The organism is Neobacillus niacini (assembly GCF_000759675.1).
Taxonomy (GTDB): Bacteria; Bacillota; Bacilli; order Bacillales; family Cytobacillaceae; genus Neobacillus; species Neobacillus niacini_A.
The window spans coordinates 88,303-107,087 of sequence record NZ_BAWM01000036.1 but is presented as its reverse complement, the minus strand read 5'-3'; the positions used below and the strand labels follow the sequence as shown (position 1 = coordinate 107,087).

Here is an 18,785-nt window from a genome sequence, read left to right as displayed (position 1 = left end):
AGTAAGAACCCTGAAAGATGATCAGGTTGATAGGTCAGAGGTGGAAGCGCGGTAACGTGTGGAGCTGACTGATACTAATCGTTCTAGGACTTAACCAATTTTTAAAGCGAACTCGTTTTACAACTTCTTCTGGTTATCTAGTTTTGAGGGAATGAAACCTCTAAAAAAGTCTGGTAATAATGGCGAGAAGGTCACACCCGTTCCCATACCGAACACGGAAGTTAAGCTTCTCAGCGCCGATGGTAGTTGGGACTTTGTCCCTGTGAGAGTAGGACGTTGCCAGGCAAAAGAAGCACAACCCGATAAGGGTTGTGCTTCTTTGTATTATTCGAGAGGAAAATAAGCTCTAAATAAAAGAATGGATGAGAATTGTGCCCGTAAAAAGGTATTTTTATAGAAAGAGGAAACGATAATCAGAGAATCGTTACCTTCCAGGGTCATTTTTATTAAAGGAGGTAACGATAAGGGATTAATCGTGCCCGTGAGAGGACAATTCTGTTAACAAAGGGAACGATTAAAGATTAATCATTACCGTAAAGTACTATTTTTAGAGAAAGCGGTAACGAATAGCTATTAATCACGCCCCTTTAGCACCATTTTTATTGGTAGGGGTAACGAATAGCTCGTGGCTCAAATAATGATGGGGATATGAAAAATTATTAAGTGAGATTTCCTCTAAGCTAGTTTCCCACCGATAAATTAGATCACGCATTTGATTCCCTCTCAACTTGATATCCACCGAAGAAGGGAATTAAACCATGCTTTTGATTTCCCATATCCTCAATTTTCACCTAAGAAGGGAATCAAAACATATATCAAAAAATTATAGCACCTCAAAATACATAAATTGGAATAATAGTAAACTATTATATTTTATATATTAAAAAAATACATATCATGAAATAAATAATTATTTCTATAAAAAAGCAATGTAACAACAAGAAAGCGCTTTAATTTTTATAAAAAATAAAAAGTTCTGAAATATTGAAATAATATACTAGACTAATAATGTAAAAAGTACTACAATAACAATTGTTAATTAATTTATCCAATAAACTAATTTCATGGGTCAAAAGAAAGATACTAGATTACGATTATTAGTATCAGAAAATTCAATCAAAGGGGGAATCTTACCATGAAAAAGAAATTAGCGAGTGTGTTTATGGCTTCAACCATCTTTGCTGGAGTGTTAGCAGGATGTGCAGGTGGAGCAAAGGAAGGTTCAAGTGGCAGCAATTCAGATACCATTAAATTGGGAGTAAACATGGAGCTTTCAGGAAATGTTGCGTCATATGGTGAATCAATGGCAAAAGGTGTTGAAATGGCTGTTGAAGAAATCAATAAAAATGGCGGTGTAGATGGTAAGACATTTGATGTTGTGAAAGTAGATAATAAATCTGAAGCAGCAGAGGCTACAAACGGTATTATTAAATTAACGAGCCAAGACAAGGTAACAGCTGTTATTGGAGCAGCAACAAGCGGTAATACAGTTGCACAAGCTCAGATTGCGAATGACACGAAAACCGTTCTTATCGCTCCAGGTGGAACAAGCCCGACTGTTACTGTAGATGAAAAAGGGAAAGTAAGAGAATTCGTTTTCCGTACTTCTTTTATTGATCCATTCCAAGGTACAGTGGCTGCCAATTTTGCTATAGATACATTAAAAATTAAAGATGCGGCAATTTTTGCTGACAACTCAAGTGATTATGCAAAAGGCTTATCCGATGCCTTCAAGGAAACGTTTGAAGCAGCAGGCGGTAAAGTGGTAGCAGAAGAAGCATACGTTGCAAAGGATACAGACTTCCGTGCAACATTAACTCGAATCAAATCAAAAAATCCATCATTCATTTTTATCCCTGGATATTATGAAGAAGTTGGCTTAATTGTAAAGCAAGCGCGTGAATTAGGAATCGATGTTCCATTAGTGGGTGCTGATGGATGGGATTCTCCTAAGTTGGTTGATTTAGCAGGAGCAGAAGCATTAAATAATACTTACCTAATTAACCATTATTCGTCTGAAGATCCGGATGAAAAGGTTCAAAAATTTGTAACAGCTTTTAAAGATAAGAACAATGGTGAAGCACCTAATGCCTTCAATGCACTTGGTTATGACACGGTTTACTTTTTAGCGGATGCCGTTAAGCGGGCCGGCAGCACTGATTCAAGTAAAATTCAAGCAGAATTAGCGAAAACAAAAGATTTAAGCCTTGTTACTGGAGTATTATCAATTGATGAAAATCATCATCCGATTAAAACAGCAACCATTTTAGAATACAAAGATGGAAAACAAGTGTTTAACACAAAAGTAAATCCTTAAAAGTACTACATAAGTAAAATGGAAGGATCATCCTTCCATTTTACTTATGTAAAGAGTTAAATCTGGAATAAATAGGAGTGAGAACAATGGAGTGGTTACAACAATTGATAAACGGAATTTCACTCGGTAGCATCTATGCCTTAATCGCATTAGGCTATACCATGGTTTATGGAATCATAAAATTAATTAACTTCGCCCATGGTGATGTTTTTATGGTAGGTGCTTTCGTCGGGTTTTATGCGATTAAGGGATGGGGTCTAGGATTCTTTCCAGCGTTATTATTCTCAATGGCGTTTTGTGCGGTATTTGGAGTATTGATTGAAAGAATCGCCTACAAACGTCTTCGAAATGCGACTAGAATTGCGGCATTAATAACAGCAATTGGAATGTCGCTGTTAATTGAATACGGTGTGATATACGCTCGAGGAGCACAGCCAGAGGCTTATCCTGACAATGTCTTGCCAAGCACAAGCTTTAACCTTTTCGGTGCTCAAATTAGCAGCCAATCCCTTTTCATCCTTGGCGTGTCTGTTGGACTGATGATTATTTTACAATTTATCGTTCATCGTACGAAGATTGGTAAAGCTATGCGTGCTGTTTCTCACGATATGGATGCTGCCCGCTTAATGGGTATAAATGTAGACCGAACAATCTCATATACATTCGCGATTGGTTCTGCTTTAGCAGGGGCAGCTGGTGTTATATTTGGTGTCTATTATACGAAGATTGAACCACTAATGGGGATTATCCCTGGATTAAAAGCCTTTGTTGCGGCTGTTTTAGGTGGAATCGGGATAATCCCTGGAGCCATGGTCGGTGGTCTAATCCTTGGGGTTGTGGAATCGATTGTAAGTGCATTAGGATTCTCCTTATGGCGAGATGCTGCAGCATTTATAATCTTAATCCTGATTCTTATTTTTAGACCTTCAGGCATCTTTGGAAAAAATACAAGAGAGAAAGTGTAGGTGAGATAGACAGATGAAGAAAATAAATAAATTCTGGCTATTTCTCATTTTAGCAGTAGTTATCTATGGAATTGGCCAAGCCTTAATCCAAACAGGTATATTAAATGCATTTTATAGCAATATGTTGATCTTAATGATTATTAACATCATTTTAGCTGTCAGTCTTCACTTGGTTATTGGAATCACAGGACAGTTTTCAATTGGACATGCTGGTTTCCTTGCTGTTGGGGCGTATGTTTCAGCCATTATTACGATGAAATTTGAACTTCCTTTCGTGTTAGCGATTATCATCGGAGGCATTGTTGCAGCATTAGCGGGTCTGCTAGTCGGTATTCCCACTTTAAGACTAAGAGGGGATTACCTGGCTATTGCTACCCTTGGCTTTGGTGAGATTATAAGAATTGTATTTTTAAATATTGAATATGTTGGCGGAGCTGCCGGTATGATGGTTTCTAATATAAGCACCTGGACTAGCGCCTTTGTATGTCTCGTCATCACGATTCTAGTGATATCGAATTTTACCAACTCGCGGCATGGGAGAGCATGTATTGCGATTCGGGAAAATGAAATTGCGGCAGATGCAATGGGTATCAATACAACTTTTTATAAAGTTGCGGCATTCGCCATTGGTTCCTTTTTCGCAGGAATTGCCGGCGGATTATTTTCCCATAACTTTTACATTATCCAGCCGACCAATTTTGGTTTCTTAAAATCATTTGATATTTTAATTTTTGTTGTTTTAGGCGGACTTGGAAGTTTATCTGGTTCGGTTATTGCTGCTATCCTTTTAACGGTTATTTCAACGTACTTGCAGCAATATCCGGAGACTCGAATGATTATTTACAGTTTGGTTTTGGTTGTAGTGATGCTATACCGTCCTCAGGGATTAATGGGTACGCGTGAAATCACTGATTTCTTTGGTAAAAAGAAAAGTGCGAAAGGAGGAAATTAACATGGGCGCTTTACTGCAGGTTAAAAATGCGGGAATTCAGTTTGGTGGGCTAAAGGCAGTTTCAGGCTTTAATATGGAACTCAATCAAGGTGAGTTGGTTGGATTGATCGGACCGAATGGTGCAGGGAAAACAACAAGCTTTAACTTGTTAACCGGTGTATATGTCCCGACAGAGGGTGACATTTTGTTTAATGGCAAAAGGCTAAATGGGCTTGCTCCATATCAAGTAACACGTAGTGGAATCAGCCGTACGTTTCAAAATATCCGCCTTTTCAGCGAATTATCTGTATTAGATAATGTGAAAGTTGCTTATCATTCTTTAGCAAAGCATTCCATTTTAAGTTCCATCTTTCGCTTGCCTTCCCATTTCTCCGAAGAAAAGGTGATGGAAGAAAAATCACTGGAGTTTTTAAAGATTTTTCAATTGGATCGTTATAAAGATGAAAAAGCAAAGAATTTACCATATGGTCAGCAAAGAAGATTAGAAATAGCCAGGGCATTGGCTGCAAGTCCGAAATTATTGCTGCTTGATGAGCCAGCTGCGGGTATGAACCCTCAAGAAACACACGAGCTGATGGAATTAATTGCTTTTATCCGAAAACAATTTGATTTAACCATTCTTTTAATTGAACATGATATGGCACTCGTTATGGGGATATGTGAAAGAATTTATGTGCTGGACCATGGGCAACTGATTGCAGCAGGATCTCCTGATGAAATCCGTAATCATCCAAAAGTAATCGAGGCTTATTTAGGAGAGGAGGTTCCAAGCGAACATGCTTAAAGTGAATGGAATTGATGTTTTTTATGGAAATATTCATGCCCTTAAAGGAGTTTCATTAGAAATCAATGAAGGGGAAATTGTTACCCTGATCGGTGCCAACGGAGCAGGCAAAAGTACTCTTCTTAAGACATTGTCCGGTCTGCTTAAACCAAAGTCTGGGACTATTGAGTATTTAGGCAGTTCCATTTCCGGCAAGGCTCCCCAGTCTATTGTGAAGTCTGGTATTTCACATGTACCTGAGGGTCGCCGTGTATTTGCCAATATGAGTGTAGAGGAAAACCTAGAACTGGGTGCTTATTTAAGAAAAGATTCGAAGGAAATCCGTAAAGATATTCAAAGCGTTTATGAGCTTTTTCCGAGGCTGGAAGAGCGTAGAAAGCAGTTATCAGGAACACTTTCCGGGGGAGAACAGCAAATGTTGGCGATGGGAAGGGCGATTATGGCGAAGCCTAAGCTGCTGTTACTAGATGAGCCTTCAATGGGATTGGCCCCATTAATGGTAAAAACGATTTTTCAAATCATAGAAAAAATCAACAAAGATGGAACAACCGTCCTTCTGGTTGAACAAAATGCAAATATGGCACTATCCGTTGCAGACCGTGCCTACGTAATCGAAACTGGTCGGATCGATATCTCAGGAACGGCAGCAGAGTTACAAGCTAGTGAAGAAATCAAAAAAGCCTACCTAGGTGGTCTATAAGATTGCCACTGGGTAATGAAAAGTTCTACGTCTATCTATGAAAAATGCTCTTTCTCTTGTAACTCCATACTCCTTTTTTACGACTATTAAGGTAATAAAAATAAAAGGAGTTTATCATTTATGCGACTAAAAAAGATAATTATGGTTTTATTAGTTGGAATATTAAGTGCTTGTGGTACTGGAAATAATACAAATGGGAACGGTGAGGTTAGGAAAGAAAACCCAACGGAGATCCCTAAACAAAATGAAATTGTTGCAAGATTTCATCCAACGATTGAAACTAAAGAAGAAAACAATTCTATAATAATCAATTACAAAGTTCAAAATTTATCTGGTGAGCCTCAGAAACTATCGTTTCCAAGCGGGCTTCAGGCAGATTACATTGTCTATGATGAAGAGGGGAAAAAGGTCACACAATATTCTGAGGAAGTCATGTCAACACAAGTAATCAATGAGGTTACGTTAGAAAATAATCAAGAGATTCAAAACTCGTTTACCATTACTGACCTTTATAATGGAAGTTATAAAATTGAAGTGTTTTTAACAGCCAAGGAAGAACAGGCTAAGGTGATAACGGATTTAGTGGTTGAAAAATCGCTATATACGAAAGCTTCCGGTGTATTCGTTGGTCAAATCGACCCCCATTCCATTGAACTGGATATGAAGGGGGAAAAGGTCGCCTTTCAGCTAAAAGAAGAAGCTATACAGCAAATGCCATCGCTTAAAGAAGGCAGTGAAATTTCATTTATTTATTCAGAAAATGAAATCCAAAAAATAATTGAAAAGTTTTTACTAGAATAGGAATAGAAAAAGTGCACACAGCGATGTGTGCACTTTAATTTTAAAGAAGAATACACCAGCATTTTTTGATGTGAAAACAAAGCGTCTTTTTTTGAAATAACTAGGATATTTAATTTTATTTCGTGAATGAATATTCTTTTAATTCGAAAAATGGTAAACTAGTAAACATATTATTTGGCTGAAAGGTGAGACATAGGGAATGATAAAAGCAATTTTTTTCGATTTAGATGATACACTGCTTTGGGATCAAAAAAGTATTAAGGAAGCATTTGTTGCGACATGTAAAGTAGCGGAAGACTGGTATGGGGTAGATGCAAATGAACTGGAAGAAGCCGTTCGTGAGGCTTCCAGAAATCTATACTCCGCTTATGAGACCTATTCATTTACACAAATGATTGGAATTAATCCATTTGAAGGTTTATGGGGAAATTTTATAGATGATCACGATGATTTTAGGAAAATGAAAGACATCGTTCCTGGCTATCGAAAAGAAGCTTGGACAGCCGGGCTGAAGGCTATGGGAGTGGATGACCCGGTGTTTGGTCATGAATTAGCTGAAAGGTTCCCTCAAGAGCGCAGGAGCCTGCCGTTTGTGTATGAGGAGACATTTAAAATACTAGATTCGTTAAAAGGGCATTATGAACTGCTATTGTTAACCAATGGATCACCTGATTTACAGCATACGAAACTATCGATTACACCTGAACTTGTCCCGTATTTCGACCAGATTGTCATTTCAGGTGCGTTTGGAAAAGGGAAGCCAGATCCATCGATATTTGAGCATGCGTTGTCACTCATGGGACTAGAGAAGGATGAAGTCCTAATGGTGGGGGATAACTTAATGACGGATATTCTTGGTGCCAATCGGGTAGGGATTAAATCCGTTTGGATCAACCGTCATGATAAAGAAAGAAATGAAGTCATTCCAACCTATGAAATTCAACACTTAGAAGAGCTCTTTCCATTGTTAAATGAATTGAATGAGAAATAAGGGAAATACAAAGGCTGTTCAAAAGTTTAATAGACTTTCGGACAGCCTTTACTTTTTTTTAATATTGAATTGTGCGTAACAATCAGGTAAGGATTGTGCCCGAAAAATCAGTGGGCGACCAGTTGTTTGGACTTACGGTTGTTATTAAAGAGCCAACTAAATACTACCGTCAAAGAAAGTATGAAAACCATATTAGTCTTTCTTGCAAGATGATGGAAGGCTGCCTGTTCTTTTGCCTATAATCAGAACCATACTATAAAACTCGATAAGACTTCGAAGCGCACTTCACATACTTTTATTTTTCAAAAAAGGGGAGTGAATACTTTGCTTAAGAGTAAATGGGAGGTCCATGTCTTTCTGATCACTTTCGAAGCATTTGCCAATTGGGATGGGGAAAAACATTTTCTTACGATGGAAACAGAGAATCCTAGAGGAATCCTGACGATTATGAAATCTTTAGATGGGGCTTTTTATTATCATCAGAAAAATGAATTGTATTGGGACTTAAGAGAAATAAAGGTTGGGAAGGATATTTTAACAGACATCATTTGGACCTTCAGGCAGGCTATTAATAAATCAATTAAAGAAATGGTAGTGTAAGTTGAACCCTATCCGTAAATAAGGTCCCCCATCTATCAATTAGAGTGGGGGATTATTTTTGTCGACATAACTTCAATACATAAGGATTCTTTTTTTAGAAAAAAAGAAAACAAATGATAAGATTAGAACAACGGTAATGCTGCCGAGTTCGTAGATGAAGGGGGATATACCCATGGTGAGTAGAGAATTTAAAGAAATAGCTCAATACCTCATCGCAGGTGAAGTAGAAAAACGAGAGCTTGAAAAGGTCACGGCTAAAATCAAGCCTGGACTAACTGTAGAGGAAGCTTATCTTGTTCAACAGGAAATCGTTAATACTAAGCTAGCAGAGGGTAAAAGAATTATTGGACCTAAGATGGGCTTAACTAGCAAAGCCAAAATGAAACAAATGAATGTAAATGAACCTATTTATGGCTATGTATTTGATTACATGCAGATTGAAAATGGTGGAAAGCTCAGGATGCAGGATCAGATTCATCCGAAGGTTGAGGCAGAAATCGCTTTTGTGATTGGAGAGGACATAATAGGTCCAGGCATAACAGCTGAAGAAGTATTGGCAAAGACCGAGTTTGTGATACCTGCATTAGAAATTATCGATAGCCGTTATGAGAACTTCAATTTCACTCTCCCTGACGTAATTGCAGACAATGCTTCAACTTCACGAGTGGTATTTGGGACATCATTAAAGAAGCCAACTCAACTGGATTTGGATCTTGTCGGCGTGACGCTTAAAATTAATGGAGAGATTAAGGAGTTAGGTGCAGGGGCAGCGGTACTAGGACATCCTGCTGAGGCGATTGCGATGCTGGCCAATATGCTCTCCCGTAAAGGCGAGAAAGTGCGCAAGGGTGATGTAATTTTATCCGGAGCCATCACGGGGGCAGTCATGCTTGGAGAGGGCAATGTTGTCACCGGTAAATTTGCTGGACTCGGTGAAGTTTCTTTTACCGTAACTGCTTAGAGTTTTAAGTAAAGGAGTGATTGGAATGCCGATTATAAACGTGCAAATACTGGAAGGCAGACCAAAGGAGAAAATTGCTGAAGTTATATTAAATATTACGAACACAGTTTCAGAAACATTAGACGCTCCAAAAGAGAGTATTAGAGTGATCGTTACCGAGATTCCGAAAACGCATTGGGGTGTAGCAGGAACGCCAAAATCTGAATCATAAAAAAAGAAAGCAAGCCGCGTTGGGGCTTGCTTTCTTTATCTATAATTATCCGCGTCTTCCGCCTCTGCCGCCACGTTTCGTTTCGGTGTTGCGTTTTAGGCTGGATAAATTTTCTTCACTAGCTTTTAAGAATTTAGCCATTTTATCTTCAAAGTTCTCTTTTGGCTTAAAATTGCCGCCTTTTGAACGGAAGTCTTTTGATTGCCTATTATCTCTTCCTTGACGTTGTGGACGCTGGGAATAAGAAGAAGTTTGTTGTCCTTCTGGCTTATCAATAGCTTTTTTAATAGACAAGGCAGTTTTTCCGTCTTTCTCACTAATTACCTTAACTTCAACTTGATCTCCTACTTTTAGATGATCATTTACGTCTTTAACATAGCTATCAGCTACTTCACTGATGTGCACAAGACCAGTTGTGCCACCTGGTAATTCTACAAATGCTCCAAAATTAGTAATACCCGTTACTTTACCTTGTACTTTGCTGCCTACTTCGATCGACAAAAAGAGTTCCCCCTAAATAATGTTTTCAACACTTAATTATACACTGTTTTAAAGACAATTTCAACATGATATCTGTTTTGATTATTCTCCATCAAACTTTTGAATCGGTAAACATGAAAAAAGGTCCAATTGACAGGATAAACATCCTATCGATTGGACCTGTTTTTTAATAATCGGTGACAATTCTATTTTGATCTAGGAAAGCTTCAATGACTTCACTAACTTGATAAGAAACCTGTGGTGAATCATAGTTTTCAAAAACATGCTCACATTGATTTTTATAGGCCATGATTTCATCATAGTGTGCCAAATGTCTTTGGATATCTTCTTCTTTATCATTTCTTGCCTTATGTCTTTCGATAACTGTATCTCGGTCCGAATAGATGAATAAGCGCATAACACGGTCTCCATACATACTTTTTAATTTTTCGGTACCTTCTGGATTTAAAGTTAAATAGACAAGATTGTGATTTTCAAAAGCCTTAACGATATCCTCTTCGCGAATGCCATAATGAATTCCATCGATTTCCACGCACTCAAGAAATTCTTGGTTGTCATTTAGCTTGTTGAAGTTTTCTTCCGTAACAAAATGGTAGTCTACGCCATCTTGTTCATAATGACGGGGAGGACGAGTCGTGTAAGAGAGGACAGTTTCCATATCAAACGCGGTCGCGACCATCTTGGCAATGGTTTTTCTCCCAGAGCCATCTGGTCCAGTGTAAATGAAAAGCTTTTCCTTATCTTTAATTTTATACATAGATTACCTCCTAAAAAAAATATAGTAAATAAAAAAAGAGATCCATAGATGTATGAAATTGCTGTCCAGTAAGTGATCCGAAATATCCTTGAAGCAGGATATTTCTATTATAACAGATTTCTTAAATAAATTTGGATTTTTCTGTTTTTTAGTTATATTGGCTTACGATAAACACAAGACTGCTTCTACAAATACTGTAACTTTTCTCTTTAGTGTTGTAAAGCTGTTGTGTAACAGTGCAATAAAATAAAAAGTCGAAATGTCTCGTATTTCGAGTATAATGAACATATTCAGATTTTGCATATGTTATTTCTTTCAGAGAAATCCTATATAGAAGTTGGATAATACAAAAAAACGAGGTTACAACATGAGTGAAAAAAATTTTGAGGATTATCATTTAAGCGAGGAAATCAGAAGGGCACTTGATGTGTTAAAATACGATAATCCCACCGAAGTACAAAAAGAAGTCATACCAAAGGCACTAGAGAATCAAGATTTAGTAGTAAAATCACAAACAGGCAGCGGTAAGACAGCTTCCTTTGCGATACCTATTTGCGAGATGATGGAATGGGAAGAAAAAAAGCCGCAGACCTTAATACTTACACCTACGCGTGAGTTAGCTGTCCAGGTTCGTGAAGACGTAACGAATATCGGTCGATTTAAAAGGATCAAAGCAATGGCGGTTTATGGGAAAGAACCTTTCGCAAAGCAAAAGGAAGAATTGAAGCAAAAAACGCATGTTGTCGTCGGTACACCTGGGCGAACGATGGACCATATCGAAAGGGGCACACTTGAATTAGATAAAATCAAATATCTAATCATCGATGAAGCGGACGAAATGCTAAATATGGGTTTTATTGACGAAGTTGAAGCCATCATAAATGATCTCCCGGAGGACCGAGTTACCATGGTCTTTTCAGCAACCTTACCAAAGGATGTTGAAAATCTTTGCCATCAATATATGAAAAATCCGATTCATATTGAGATCGCGGCTACAGGTGTTACGACGAATACAATAGAACATGCAGTCATCGAAGTGAAGGATGAAGGTAAGATTTCACTGCTGAAGGATGTAACAGTGGTTGAAAATCCTGAAAGCTGTATCATTTTTTGTCGAACAAAAGAAAATGTGGATAATGTCTATACTGAATTGGCAAAAGCCAATTATTCATGTGAAAGACTGCATGGCGGGCTAGAACAAGAGGATCGGTTTGGCGTAATGGATGGCTTTAAAATGGGGAATTTCCGCTATCTTGTCGCAACTGATGTGGCTGCGAGGGGAATCGATATTGATAACGTGACACTGATTATTAATTATGATGTTCCGATGGAAAAAGAGAGCTATGTTCACCGGACAGGAAGAACAGGAAGAGCTGGAAACAAAGGAAAAGCCATTACCTTCGCGACACCATTTGAAGGGAAATTCCTAAAAGCAATTGAACGATACATTGGCTTTGAAATACCTGCAATGGACGCTCCGACGCAAGATGAGGTTACAAGTAGAAAAGCCGAATTTGAGGAAAAACTAAGTGGTCGGAGAGTGGTAAGAAATAATAAAACCGCTCGAATTAACAAGGATATTACCAAGCTCCACTTCAGTGGCGGTAAGAAGAAAAAACTTCGTGCGGTAGACTTTGTTGGTACAATTTCCAATATTCCTGGAGTTTCAGCAGAGGATATTGGCATTATCACAATCCAGGACAACTTATCCTATGTTGATATTCTTAATGGAAAAGGCTCATTAGTGCTGCAGGCGATGGAACATACAACCGTCAAAGGGAAGAAGCTGAAAGTGAGTAAGGCTTTAAAATAATTTAACCAATTCAGGACGATTAAATATACAATAATCGTCCTTATTTTTTATAATGAAGAGAGGAGTAATTTCCCAAATGAAGTATTTTAAATCACAAATGAAACAGTTAGTAAAAGACAACAAAGAATTGCAGCAGTCTTTAAAAGAGTTAATAAATGAACATGAACTTGAAAAGAACTTTGCCCTTAAAGCTTTGTACCATTCAGAAGTAGCAGATGGTGGAAAATATCAGGCTGCCTATCAAGCACTTGACTCGCCTAAAGGGTGAGTCTTTTTGAAATTTTTTAAAAGAGGGTTAAAAAATGAACATATCAAATATTTTACTAGTCAGTCCCATGTATAAAGATCTAAAAGCATTGATAGAAAAAGAAGCACCACATAAGACTTTCCGTTTTGTGCCTGAGGAAGAGCTGACTCAGGAGGATTTAAGCTGGGCAGATGCACTAGTTTCTTTTAATCTAAAAGCTGACTATGATTACAGCACGGTGAAATGGGTTCACTCGTTAGGCGCAGGGGTTGATCGTTTTTTACATAAGAAAGAATGGAATAAAGAGGTACTATTAACAAGAACCATTTGTTCATTTGGACAAAGGATTGCAGAGTATTGCTTGAGTTATATCTTAAAAGATTTACAGCTTCATGACCGCTTTCAAGAACAACAGAAGCACAAAAATTGGCAACAGTGTACACCTAAATTAATTGGTGAACAAAAAGTTCTAGTTTATGGAACAGGTGAAATCGGTCAAATGATTGCCAAAGTTTTTTCCGGATTAGGAGCTGACGTGTCCGGGGTATCCTTAAGCGGGACCGAAAAAGAATATTTTCATGAAGTCATGAAGCACGAATCTCATTTTTCTCGATTAAATGAAATGAATTACATCATCAATACACTGCCATTGACAGAACAAACCGAAAAATTATTCGACAGTGTCATTTTTAATCAACTTTCAAATGCAGGATTTATTAATGTGGGAAGAGGTGCTTCAGTAGACGAAGAAGCGTTACTACAGGCTTTAACTGAAAAACGAGTTGGATTTGCTGTACTTGATGTATTCGAACAAGAGCCGCTTCCAGAAAATAATCCATTATGGAGTCATCCAAGGGTTCAAATTACACCACATATTTCTGCCGTTACAACACCGAATGAGGGAGCGGCCTGTTTTCTCGAAACACTTAAAAACATCGACGAAAACAAGCCACTTACTAATAAAGTTGATACAAAAAAAGGTTATTAGCAATTGAAAATACAGGATCCAACTGAAACCCTAATTGAAAGGGTTTTTTTATTTTAATATGGTAACCCTTTAAAAATAGTAATGAAATGTTCACAAGTGAAGAGGCGAAAATGAGGTAAAATGAACTTGTATCATATTTATGTGAAAAAGTTCACAAAAAGTAGTATAAATCATTTTAGTTTTTCATAAATAACAGAGGTGAAACACCATGGGAGAACTTACAATAAGTGCCTTACTGATAAGATTTCTTTTAGGAGGAACAGCTGTTGCTGTTTCAACACTTGTTGCAAGGAATTTAGGGGAAAAGGCTGGGGGAATCTTTGCAGCTTTTCCAGCCGTGTATTTAGCGGCTTTATTGACAGTGGGTTTGGACTTCAGTGGCGATGAACTAGTAGCCCATTCCATTCTATTATCGAAAGGTGCCATAGTCGGCATGGGAATTAATATTCTGGTTGCTATTTTTGCTGGGTATCTCTTGCCAAGGCAAGGATGGAAACGAGGTCTTATTCAGGCTATGGGATTTTGGTTAGTTGTATCAATGGCTGTTGTGATGATAACAACTTACACATGAGAAAGGGTGCAACTTATGTATAAAGATTTGCTAATTCGTTTTATTCTCGGCGGTGCAGCTGTGATGGTCAGTTATTTGATAACGGTTATTTCTCCGTGGAAAATCCTAGCTGGAATCTTTGCAGCATTCCCAGCCGTGATGATTACTGCGGTGTTAATGGTAGGGATTGCTTCGGGTTCAAAGAATGCAGCTAAGATTGCAAATGGATCTGTTTTTGGAATGATTGGCGGTGTTGTCTGCGTGGCAACAGTGTGGATCGTATTACTAGTCAGCGGCAACTGGACATTAAGTATCGTACTAGGACTGCTGTTCTGGCTGGGCAGTTCCATCATTGTCTCCTCATTTAGAGACAAACTTAAAAATGGTAGAAGAAAAACCTTTAGGACTAATCTTCTGGTTAGACATAAATAAAGTAAAAACAAGACGGCTGATGGCCGCCTTGTTTATTGTTACCTATAGTGTGAATCTATAAAATGCTTATTCCTCAGTATTTTCAGTACCTTCCTCAGTACCTTCTTCATTTTGTTCTGTTTCTTCTGTGTCTGTGTCATCATTTCCAGTATCAGCACAACCAGTGGCAACTCCAAGCAGCATAAAAACTGACATCATAGCAACTAACCATGTTTTGTAACTTTTCATCTCAAAATTCCTCCTTGATTGCTTGCAATTTGTACTACAGGATTATCATACAAGCTTTTGAAGAGAAATAGATTCGATTTTCCATTTCTTAACATTGATTAACCTCTTCTTTAAAAAACTTCAAACTATTTGAAGTAAAATTTACAAATAATTAAAAATATTCACTTCTTATTACCAATGAGCTTTTTTATAATGGGTAAATAGTAATAGAAATGCTTATGATCCATAAAACAAATGATTGACCATAAGTAATAATTTTGTTACTCTATACTTAACTTTTTTTCTTATCAAGAAACTTTTTTTAAACCAAACAAATTGTTGAAAAATACATTTATACTATATAGATTAACTAAAACAGTACTAGAAGGTGGGTAAAATGAACTTACAAGCAGATGTTTGTATCGTTGGCGGCGGACCTGCAGGGACATTACTCGGACATTTATTAGCTAAAAACGGTGTATCAACCATAATAATTGAACGATCTGCTGGAGTGAACAGGCAATTCAGAGGCGAGCATATTAATGCAGAAACAGAAGCTATCTTAAAGGAACACCAATTATTCGAGAAAATAGAAGAGCTTGGAATCCTCAAAATGAAAAAAGTAGAATACTTTTCTGGGGAAAATATGGTAAAAAGTATTTCGCCAGGAGTCCATGAGGATCACGTTGGAATTCATGTGCCACAAGCACATTTATTAAGTGCTATCATTCAAGAGTCAGAGGGAAATAACAATTTCCAATTATTATTTAACACAACGGTGAAAGAATTAATCCAGGATGAACAAGGAATTTATACTGGTGTAAAAGCAATACAAAACGGGGAAGAAATCACCATCTCAAGCAAGGTGACAATAGGGGCAGATGGTCGATATTCAACCGTAAGAAAACTTGCAAAGATACCAACAATCGAAATGACACACGGATATGATGTCTTGTGGGCAAAAATTCCGGCTCCAAAAGGATGGGAACCGACTACAAGGATGGTACTTGTCAATGGTCATCAGCTTGCGTTGTTTACCCAGACGGGAGGCTTCATCCAAATTGGCTGGAACATTGCAGAGGGATCTTTTCCTTCCTTAAGGAAAGGTTCATTACAGCCCTATCTAGAGCCATTGATCGAAAGTTTTCCTGAATTAGAAGAGAGTGTTAATGAGCACCTTCAATCTTGGAACAACTTTGTTTGTTTAAAGGTACAAAGCTCTCGTTGTGAAACATGGGTAGAGGACGGATTAATCCTCATAGGGGATGCTGCTCATACAATGACACCAACCGGTGCAATCGGAATCAATTGTGGAATGAAAGACGCTCATATCTTAGCACCGATCTTAACCAATGCCCTAATGGAAAATAACATTCGATCAGAGCATTTGAAAATATTTGAAATGAATAGAAGAAACGAAATCAAATCACAACAAATCATGCAAATAAAACAAGAAACATCATTTTCCCAGAAATTTGTAGGGTGACAGGCACCAAATATACAAAAACCGCTGTTTATGCAGCGGTTTTTGTATATTTGGTGCTTTTTTGGTAGAGAAGAGTTAGTAGGATTGCAGAAAATGGGAAATTATATGTTTAACCATATTGAAGGGGTTCAAACAACGTGAATATGAAGTTTCAGCTTACTCGTGCGTTTATCATTAGCTTGATCTTTCTCATTGCCTTTAGCTTTGTTGCCTTCCTTATTAGAGCGGATAAAATCGTTGATTTTGATCATACCATCATTAGTGTTGTTCAATCACTAGAGTCCCCGTTCCTGACAACCATCATGGAGTTTTTTACCGTTGTAGGGTCAACACAAGTGGTGGTTGTATTATGCATATTGATTATATTCTTTCTTTATAAGGTATTGCACCACCGCAAAGAGTTGATATTATTTATTGCTGTCGTAGCAGGGTCACCATTATTAAACCTTTTGCTTAAAGAGTTCTTTCAAAGAGCTCGCCCTGATTTACATCGACTGATAGAGATAGGCGGCTATAGTTTTCCAAGTGGTCATGCTATGAATGCTTTTACAGTGTATGGGATTTTGACCTTCCTGCTTTGGCGACATATTTTTAATCGAAGTGGTCGGTGCCTATTACTTCTTTTTAGCTCCTTTATCGTCTTCATGATTGGGGTGAGCCGGATTTATTTAGGAGTCCACTATCCAAGTGATATAATCGGAGGTTATTTTGCCAGTGGTTTTTGGCTGGCGACATCGATTTGGTTCTTTCAATGGTATGTGGAGCGACAGTCCCATCTTGCTAGTAGAAGGCTTAAAAGATCGTAAAACTTTAAAATAAAGGAACAAGAATCATGGAATTTATTACTTCGATACAATGGGATGAAGAATTATGGCAAAAGACCAGAGATATCTATAATGTGGCCTTTGGTGAGCATGCAACAAAGCCAGAAAAGATTATTCGGAATATGTTTGCCAGGGGTCTTTGTGCACTTCATGTGTTTATGGAGAACGATGAGGTTCTCGCGATGGCGCTGACGGGTTCAATGCCTGGCTCAAGTGTATTGCTTCTGGATTATTTGGCGGTGCGAAAGAATTTGCGCGGTCATGGTATTGGAAATGATTTTTTTGATTACATAAAAGAATGGGCACGCTCGCAGCCTCAATACAAACGAATATTGGTAGAGGTTGAATGTGATGAAACCTCGGAAAATCTGGGAAGAATTCATTTTTGGGAAAAATGTGGATTTCACCTTTTAAACGACTATAAGCATTGTTATAAATGGGGTCCACAACACTATATGGCCATGGTTCTTTACCTTAAGAGTAAGCCTGTTACACCATTAAAAGGAGAAGATTGCCTTAAGTATATGGCATCTTTTCATAAAGAATCCTACAAATTAAGCTAGTCCCTTTTCATTAAACGAAGTAGAATAATGGTAATAAATTCTACTTTAGGGTGGGGATGATACAAGATGATTACATATCCGGTTTTAGAGAAAAAGACAACGATTGGAGTGACGGCGCCTTCTTCAGGTGTTGAAGCAGAATTGCATGAGCTGGTTAAAGGTTCATGTAGCAGGTTAGAAGAAAAAGGCTATAGAGTCATTTGTGGGGATACAGTATGGACCCAGGACAAAGCAAAATCTGCATCGGCAAATAAACGAGCCCAAGAGTTTAATTCCATGATGCAGAACGACGAAATGGATCTCATCATTCCTCCGTGGGGTGGAGAGCTGCTTATCGAGATCCTTGAGGAGATTGATTTTGATAATATGGAGGCCAAGTGGGTGCTCGGCTACTCGGATACGAGTGTATTGTTGCTGGCAATCACGTTAAAGACAGGTATCGCCACTGCACATGGGACGAACTTAATTGATTTAAGAGGGGAATATTTTGATGATACAACCGCTATGTGGGAGAGTGTATTATCAACGAAAATAGGATCAACGATTACCCAATATTCATCAGAAAAATATCAAAAAAAGTGGCAGCATGATAACCCATCTCCTTGTGTATTTCACTTAACAGTGGAAACCAATTGGAAGACACTTTCGGGTAAAAAAGTAAAGGCAGAAGGGCGTATACTCGGTGGCTGCATTGACATTATCAGACATTTAATTGGTACCCCTTTTGGGGATGTACAGGACTTTAGGAAAAAACATATTAATGAAGAACCAGTTATGTGGTATTTTGAGAATTGTGATTTAAATACGACAGATTTGCGTAGGTCGTTAGTGCAAATGAAATTGGCAGGATGGTTTGAAAACTGTTCCTGTATTATGTTTGGTCGAAGTCCTGCCAATGCACCAGTAGAAAACTATACGATTGAGGATGTATACCAAGACTTGACTAATGAACTTCAAATACCGATTATTTATGACATTGATTGTGGTCATGTGCCACCACAAATTACATTTGTAAATGGTGCATATGGCGTGGTTGATGTTGAAGAAGGCAAAGGGACTGTTGTGCAACACTTTAAAGCATAAATTATTTGTGAGTTTTAAGCTTTAAGCAGAAAAATGGTGGTAGAGGTCATCA

General features: G+C 37.9%; 22 protein-coding genes and 2 rRNA genes. 21 read left to right on the top strand and 3 right to left on the bottom strand.

What is annotated here, in order from left to right:
- The 12 genes from TR08_RS15730 to TR08_RS15675 form a co-directional block, all read left to right on the top strand.
- Positions 1-98, top strand: a 23S ribosomal RNA gene (locus TR08_RS15730); the annotation flags it as partial.
- 71 nt (positions 99-169) lie between these two features.
- Positions 170-285 (top strand): 5S ribosomal RNA (gene rrf, locus TR08_RS15725).
- An 850-nt stretch (positions 286-1,135) separates the two neighbouring features.
- Entirely contained in the window at positions 1,136-2,317 is a 1,182-nt protein-coding gene (locus TR08_RS15720; RefSeq protein ID WP_045519654.1) for an ABC transporter substrate-binding protein, read from the top strand.
- Positions 2,318-2,403: 86 nt separating this feature from the next.
- On the top strand, positions 2,404-3,282 hold the full coding sequence (locus TR08_RS15715; protein ID WP_045519653.1) for a branched-chain amino acid ABC transporter permease: 879 nt from the start codon (positions 2,404-2,406) through the stop codon (positions 3,280-3,282).
- 13 nt (positions 3,283-3,295) lie between these two features.
- A complete protein-coding gene (locus TR08_RS15710; RefSeq protein ID WP_045519651.1) occupies positions 3,296-4,234 on the top strand; it encodes a branched-chain amino acid ABC transporter permease in 939 nt (312 codons plus the stop codon).
- A gap of 1 nt (position 4,235) precedes the next feature.
- Entirely contained in the window at positions 4,236-5,018 is a 783-nt protein-coding gene (locus TR08_RS15705) for an ABC transporter ATP-binding protein (protein ID WP_045519649.1), read from the top strand.
- On the top strand, positions 5,011-5,718 hold the full coding sequence (locus tag TR08_RS15700) for an ABC transporter ATP-binding protein (RefSeq protein WP_045519648.1): 708 nt from the start codon (positions 5,011-5,013) through the stop codon (positions 5,716-5,718). The genes TR08_RS15705 and TR08_RS15700 overlap by 8 nt, the downstream gene beginning before the upstream one ends.
- Positions 5,719-5,838: 120 nt before the next feature.
- Complete coding sequence (locus tag TR08_RS15695; protein ID WP_045519645.1) at positions 5,839-6,519, top strand: BsuPI-related putative proteinase inhibitor; 681 nt, start codon at positions 5,839-5,841, stop codon at positions 6,517-6,519.
- A gap of 199 nt (positions 6,520-6,718) precedes the next feature.
- Complete coding sequence (locus TR08_RS15690; RefSeq protein WP_045519643.1) at positions 6,719-7,510, top strand: HAD family hydrolase; 792 nt, start codon at positions 6,719-6,721, stop codon at positions 7,508-7,510.
- A 324-nt stretch (positions 7,511-7,834) separates the two neighbouring features.
- Positions 7,835-8,110, top strand: coding sequence for a hypothetical protein (locus TR08_RS15685; protein WP_045519640.1), 276 nt, complete (start codon positions 7,835-7,837; stop codon positions 8,108-8,110).
- 172 nt (positions 8,111-8,282) lie between these two features.
- On the top strand, positions 8,283-9,071 hold the full coding sequence (locus TR08_RS15680; protein WP_045519638.1) for a 2-keto-4-pentenoate hydratase: 789 nt from the start codon (positions 8,283-8,285) through the stop codon (positions 9,069-9,071).
- A 25-nt stretch (positions 9,072-9,096) separates the two neighbouring features.
- Positions 9,097-9,282 carry a 4-oxalocrotonate tautomerase gene (locus TR08_RS15675; protein ID WP_045519636.1) on the top strand — a complete coding sequence of 62 codons (186 nt, stop codon included), beginning with the start codon at positions 9,097-9,099 and terminating at the stop codon, positions 9,280-9,282.
- A 45-nt stretch (positions 9,283-9,327) separates the two neighbouring features.
- Here the strand turns inward: TR08_RS15675 and TR08_RS15670 are convergent, their stop codons facing one another.
- A complete protein-coding gene (locus TR08_RS15670; RefSeq protein WP_045519634.1) occupies positions 9,328-9,783 on the bottom strand; it encodes a S1 domain-containing RNA-binding protein in 456 nt (151 codons plus the stop codon).
- Between the two features lie 166 nt (positions 9,784-9,949).
- On the bottom strand, positions 9,950-10,540 hold the full coding sequence (locus tag TR08_RS15665) for a guanylate kinase (protein ID WP_045519632.1): 591 nt from the start codon (positions 10,538-10,540) through the stop codon (positions 9,950-9,952).
- Between the two features lie 367 nt (positions 10,541-10,907).
- Between TR08_RS15665 and TR08_RS15660 the strand changes: the two genes are divergently transcribed.
- From TR08_RS15660 to TR08_RS15640, 5 genes are all read left to right on the top strand, one after another.
- Positions 10,908-12,353 (top strand): DEAD/DEAH box helicase, encoded by a 1,446-nt coding sequence (locus TR08_RS15660; protein ID WP_045519631.1) that lies wholly within the window; start codon positions 10,908-10,910, stop codon positions 12,351-12,353.
- Positions 12,354-12,429: 76 nt separating this feature from the next.
- The gene (locus TR08_RS15655) at positions 12,430-12,621 is read left to right on the top strand and encodes a hypothetical protein (RefSeq protein ID WP_045519630.1); all 192 of its coding nucleotides are present in this window, start codon (positions 12,430-12,432) and stop codon (positions 12,619-12,621) included.
- 34 nt (positions 12,622-12,655) lie between these two features.
- The gene (locus tag TR08_RS15650) at positions 12,656-13,588 is read left to right on the top strand and encodes a D-2-hydroxyacid dehydrogenase (RefSeq protein ID WP_045519629.1); all 933 of its coding nucleotides are present in this window, start codon (positions 12,656-12,658) and stop codon (positions 13,586-13,588) included.
- Between the two features lie 208 nt (positions 13,589-13,796).
- Positions 13,797-14,159 carry a DUF3147 family protein gene (locus TR08_RS15645; protein ID WP_045519627.1) on the top strand — a complete coding sequence of 121 codons (363 nt, stop codon included), beginning with the start codon at positions 13,797-13,799 and terminating at the stop codon, positions 14,157-14,159.
- 15 nt (positions 14,160-14,174) lie between these two features.
- Positions 14,175-14,570, top strand: coding sequence for a DUF3147 family protein (locus TR08_RS15640; protein WP_045519625.1), 396 nt, complete (start codon positions 14,175-14,177; stop codon positions 14,568-14,570).
- 66 nt (positions 14,571-14,636) lie between these two features.
- On the opposite strand, the gene TR08_RS32595 is transcribed toward TR08_RS15640, so the two are convergent.
- Positions 14,637-14,798, bottom strand: a complete 162-nt coding sequence (locus TR08_RS32595; protein WP_193747760.1) for a hypothetical protein — start codon at positions 14,796-14,798, stop codon at positions 14,637-14,639.
- A gap of 376 nt (positions 14,799-15,174) precedes the next feature.
- Between TR08_RS32595 and TR08_RS15630 the strand changes: the two genes are divergently transcribed.
- The 4 genes from TR08_RS15630 to TR08_RS15615 all read left to right on the top strand — a co-directional run bounded on the left by TR08_RS15630 (position 15,175) and on the right by TR08_RS15615 (position 18,733).
- The gene (locus tag TR08_RS15630; protein WP_045519623.1) at positions 15,175-16,263 is read left to right on the top strand and encodes an FAD-dependent monooxygenase; all 1,089 of its coding nucleotides are present in this window, start codon (positions 15,175-15,177) and stop codon (positions 16,261-16,263) included.
- Between the two features lie 143 nt (positions 16,264-16,406).
- Positions 16,407-17,069, top strand: a complete 663-nt coding sequence (locus tag TR08_RS15625; protein WP_045519689.1) for a phosphatase PAP2 family protein — start codon at positions 16,407-16,409, stop codon at positions 17,067-17,069.
- Positions 17,070-17,095: 26 nt separating this feature from the next.
- Entirely contained in the window at positions 17,096-17,650 is a 555-nt protein-coding gene (locus TR08_RS15620) for a GNAT family N-acetyltransferase (RefSeq protein WP_045519621.1), read from the top strand.
- Between the two features lie 66 nt (positions 17,651-17,716).
- Positions 17,717-18,733, top strand: coding sequence for a S66 family peptidase (locus TR08_RS15615; protein WP_045519619.1), 1,017 nt, complete (start codon positions 17,717-17,719; stop codon positions 18,731-18,733).
- Positions 18,734-18,785 lie beyond the last annotated feature (52 nt).

What these genes read in the sequence shown, in the direction of transcription:
- TR08_RS15720 (WP_045519654.1), top strand. Translation starts at nt 1,136, where the DNA reads ATGAAAAAGAAATTAGCGAGTGTGTTTATGGCTTCAACCATCTTTGCT.
- TR08_RS15715 (WP_045519653.1), top strand. Translation starts at nt 2,404, where the DNA reads ATGGAGTGGTTACAACAATTGATAAACGGAATTTCACTCGGTAGCATC.
- TR08_RS15710 (WP_045519651.1), top strand. Translation starts at nt 3,296, where the DNA reads ATGAAGAAAATAAATAAATTCTGGCTATTTCTCATTTTAGCAGTAGTT.
- TR08_RS15705 (WP_045519649.1), top strand. Translation starts at nt 4,236, where the DNA reads ATGGGCGCTTTACTGCAGGTTAAAAATGCGGGAATTCAGTTTGGTGGG.
- TR08_RS15700 (WP_045519648.1), top strand. Translation starts at nt 5,011, where the DNA reads ATGCTTAAAGTGAATGGAATTGATGTTTTTTATGGAAATATTCATGCC.
- TR08_RS15695 (WP_045519645.1), top strand. Translation starts at nt 5,839, where the DNA reads ATGCGACTAAAAAAGATAATTATGGTTTTATTAGTTGGAATATTAAGT.
- TR08_RS15690 (WP_045519643.1), top strand. Translation starts at nt 6,719, where the DNA reads ATGATAAAAGCAATTTTTTTCGATTTAGATGATACACTGCTTTGGGAT.
- TR08_RS15680 (WP_045519638.1), top strand. Translation starts at nt 8,283, where the DNA reads ATGGTGAGTAGAGAATTTAAAGAAATAGCTCAATACCTCATCGCAGGT.
- TR08_RS15675 (WP_045519636.1), top strand. Translation starts at nt 9,097, where the DNA reads ATGCCGATTATAAACGTGCAAATACTGGAAGGCAGACCAAAGGAGAAA.
- TR08_RS15665 (WP_045519632.1), bottom strand. Translation starts at nt 10,540, where the DNA reads ATGTATAAAATTAAAGATAAGGAAAAGCTTTTCATTTACACTGGACCA.
- TR08_RS15660 (WP_045519631.1), top strand. Translation starts at nt 10,908, where the DNA reads ATGAGTGAAAAAAATTTTGAGGATTATCATTTAAGCGAGGAAATCAGA.
- TR08_RS15655 (WP_045519630.1), top strand. Translation starts at nt 12,430, where the DNA reads ATGAAGTATTTTAAATCACAAATGAAACAGTTAGTAAAAGACAACAAA.
- TR08_RS15650 (WP_045519629.1), top strand. Translation starts at nt 12,656, where the DNA reads ATGAACATATCAAATATTTTACTAGTCAGTCCCATGTATAAAGATCTA.
- TR08_RS15645 (WP_045519627.1), top strand. Translation starts at nt 13,797, where the DNA reads ATGGGAGAACTTACAATAAGTGCCTTACTGATAAGATTTCTTTTAGGA.
- TR08_RS15640 (WP_045519625.1), top strand. Translation starts at nt 14,175, where the DNA reads ATGTATAAAGATTTGCTAATTCGTTTTATTCTCGGCGGTGCAGCTGTG.
- TR08_RS32595 (WP_193747760.1), bottom strand. Translation starts at nt 14,798, where the DNA reads ATGAAAAGTTACAAAACATGGTTAGTTGCTATGATGTCAGTTTTTATG.
- TR08_RS15630 (WP_045519623.1), top strand. Translation starts at nt 15,175, where the DNA reads ATGAACTTACAAGCAGATGTTTGTATCGTTGGCGGCGGACCTGCAGGG.
- TR08_RS15625 (WP_045519689.1), top strand. Translation starts at nt 16,407, where the DNA reads ATGAAGTTTCAGCTTACTCGTGCGTTTATCATTAGCTTGATCTTTCTC.
- TR08_RS15620 (WP_045519621.1), top strand. Translation starts at nt 17,096, where the DNA reads ATGGAATTTATTACTTCGATACAATGGGATGAAGAATTATGGCAAAAG.
- TR08_RS15615 (WP_045519619.1), top strand. Translation starts at nt 17,717, where the DNA reads ATGATTACATATCCGGTTTTAGAGAAAAAGACAACGATTGGAGTGACG.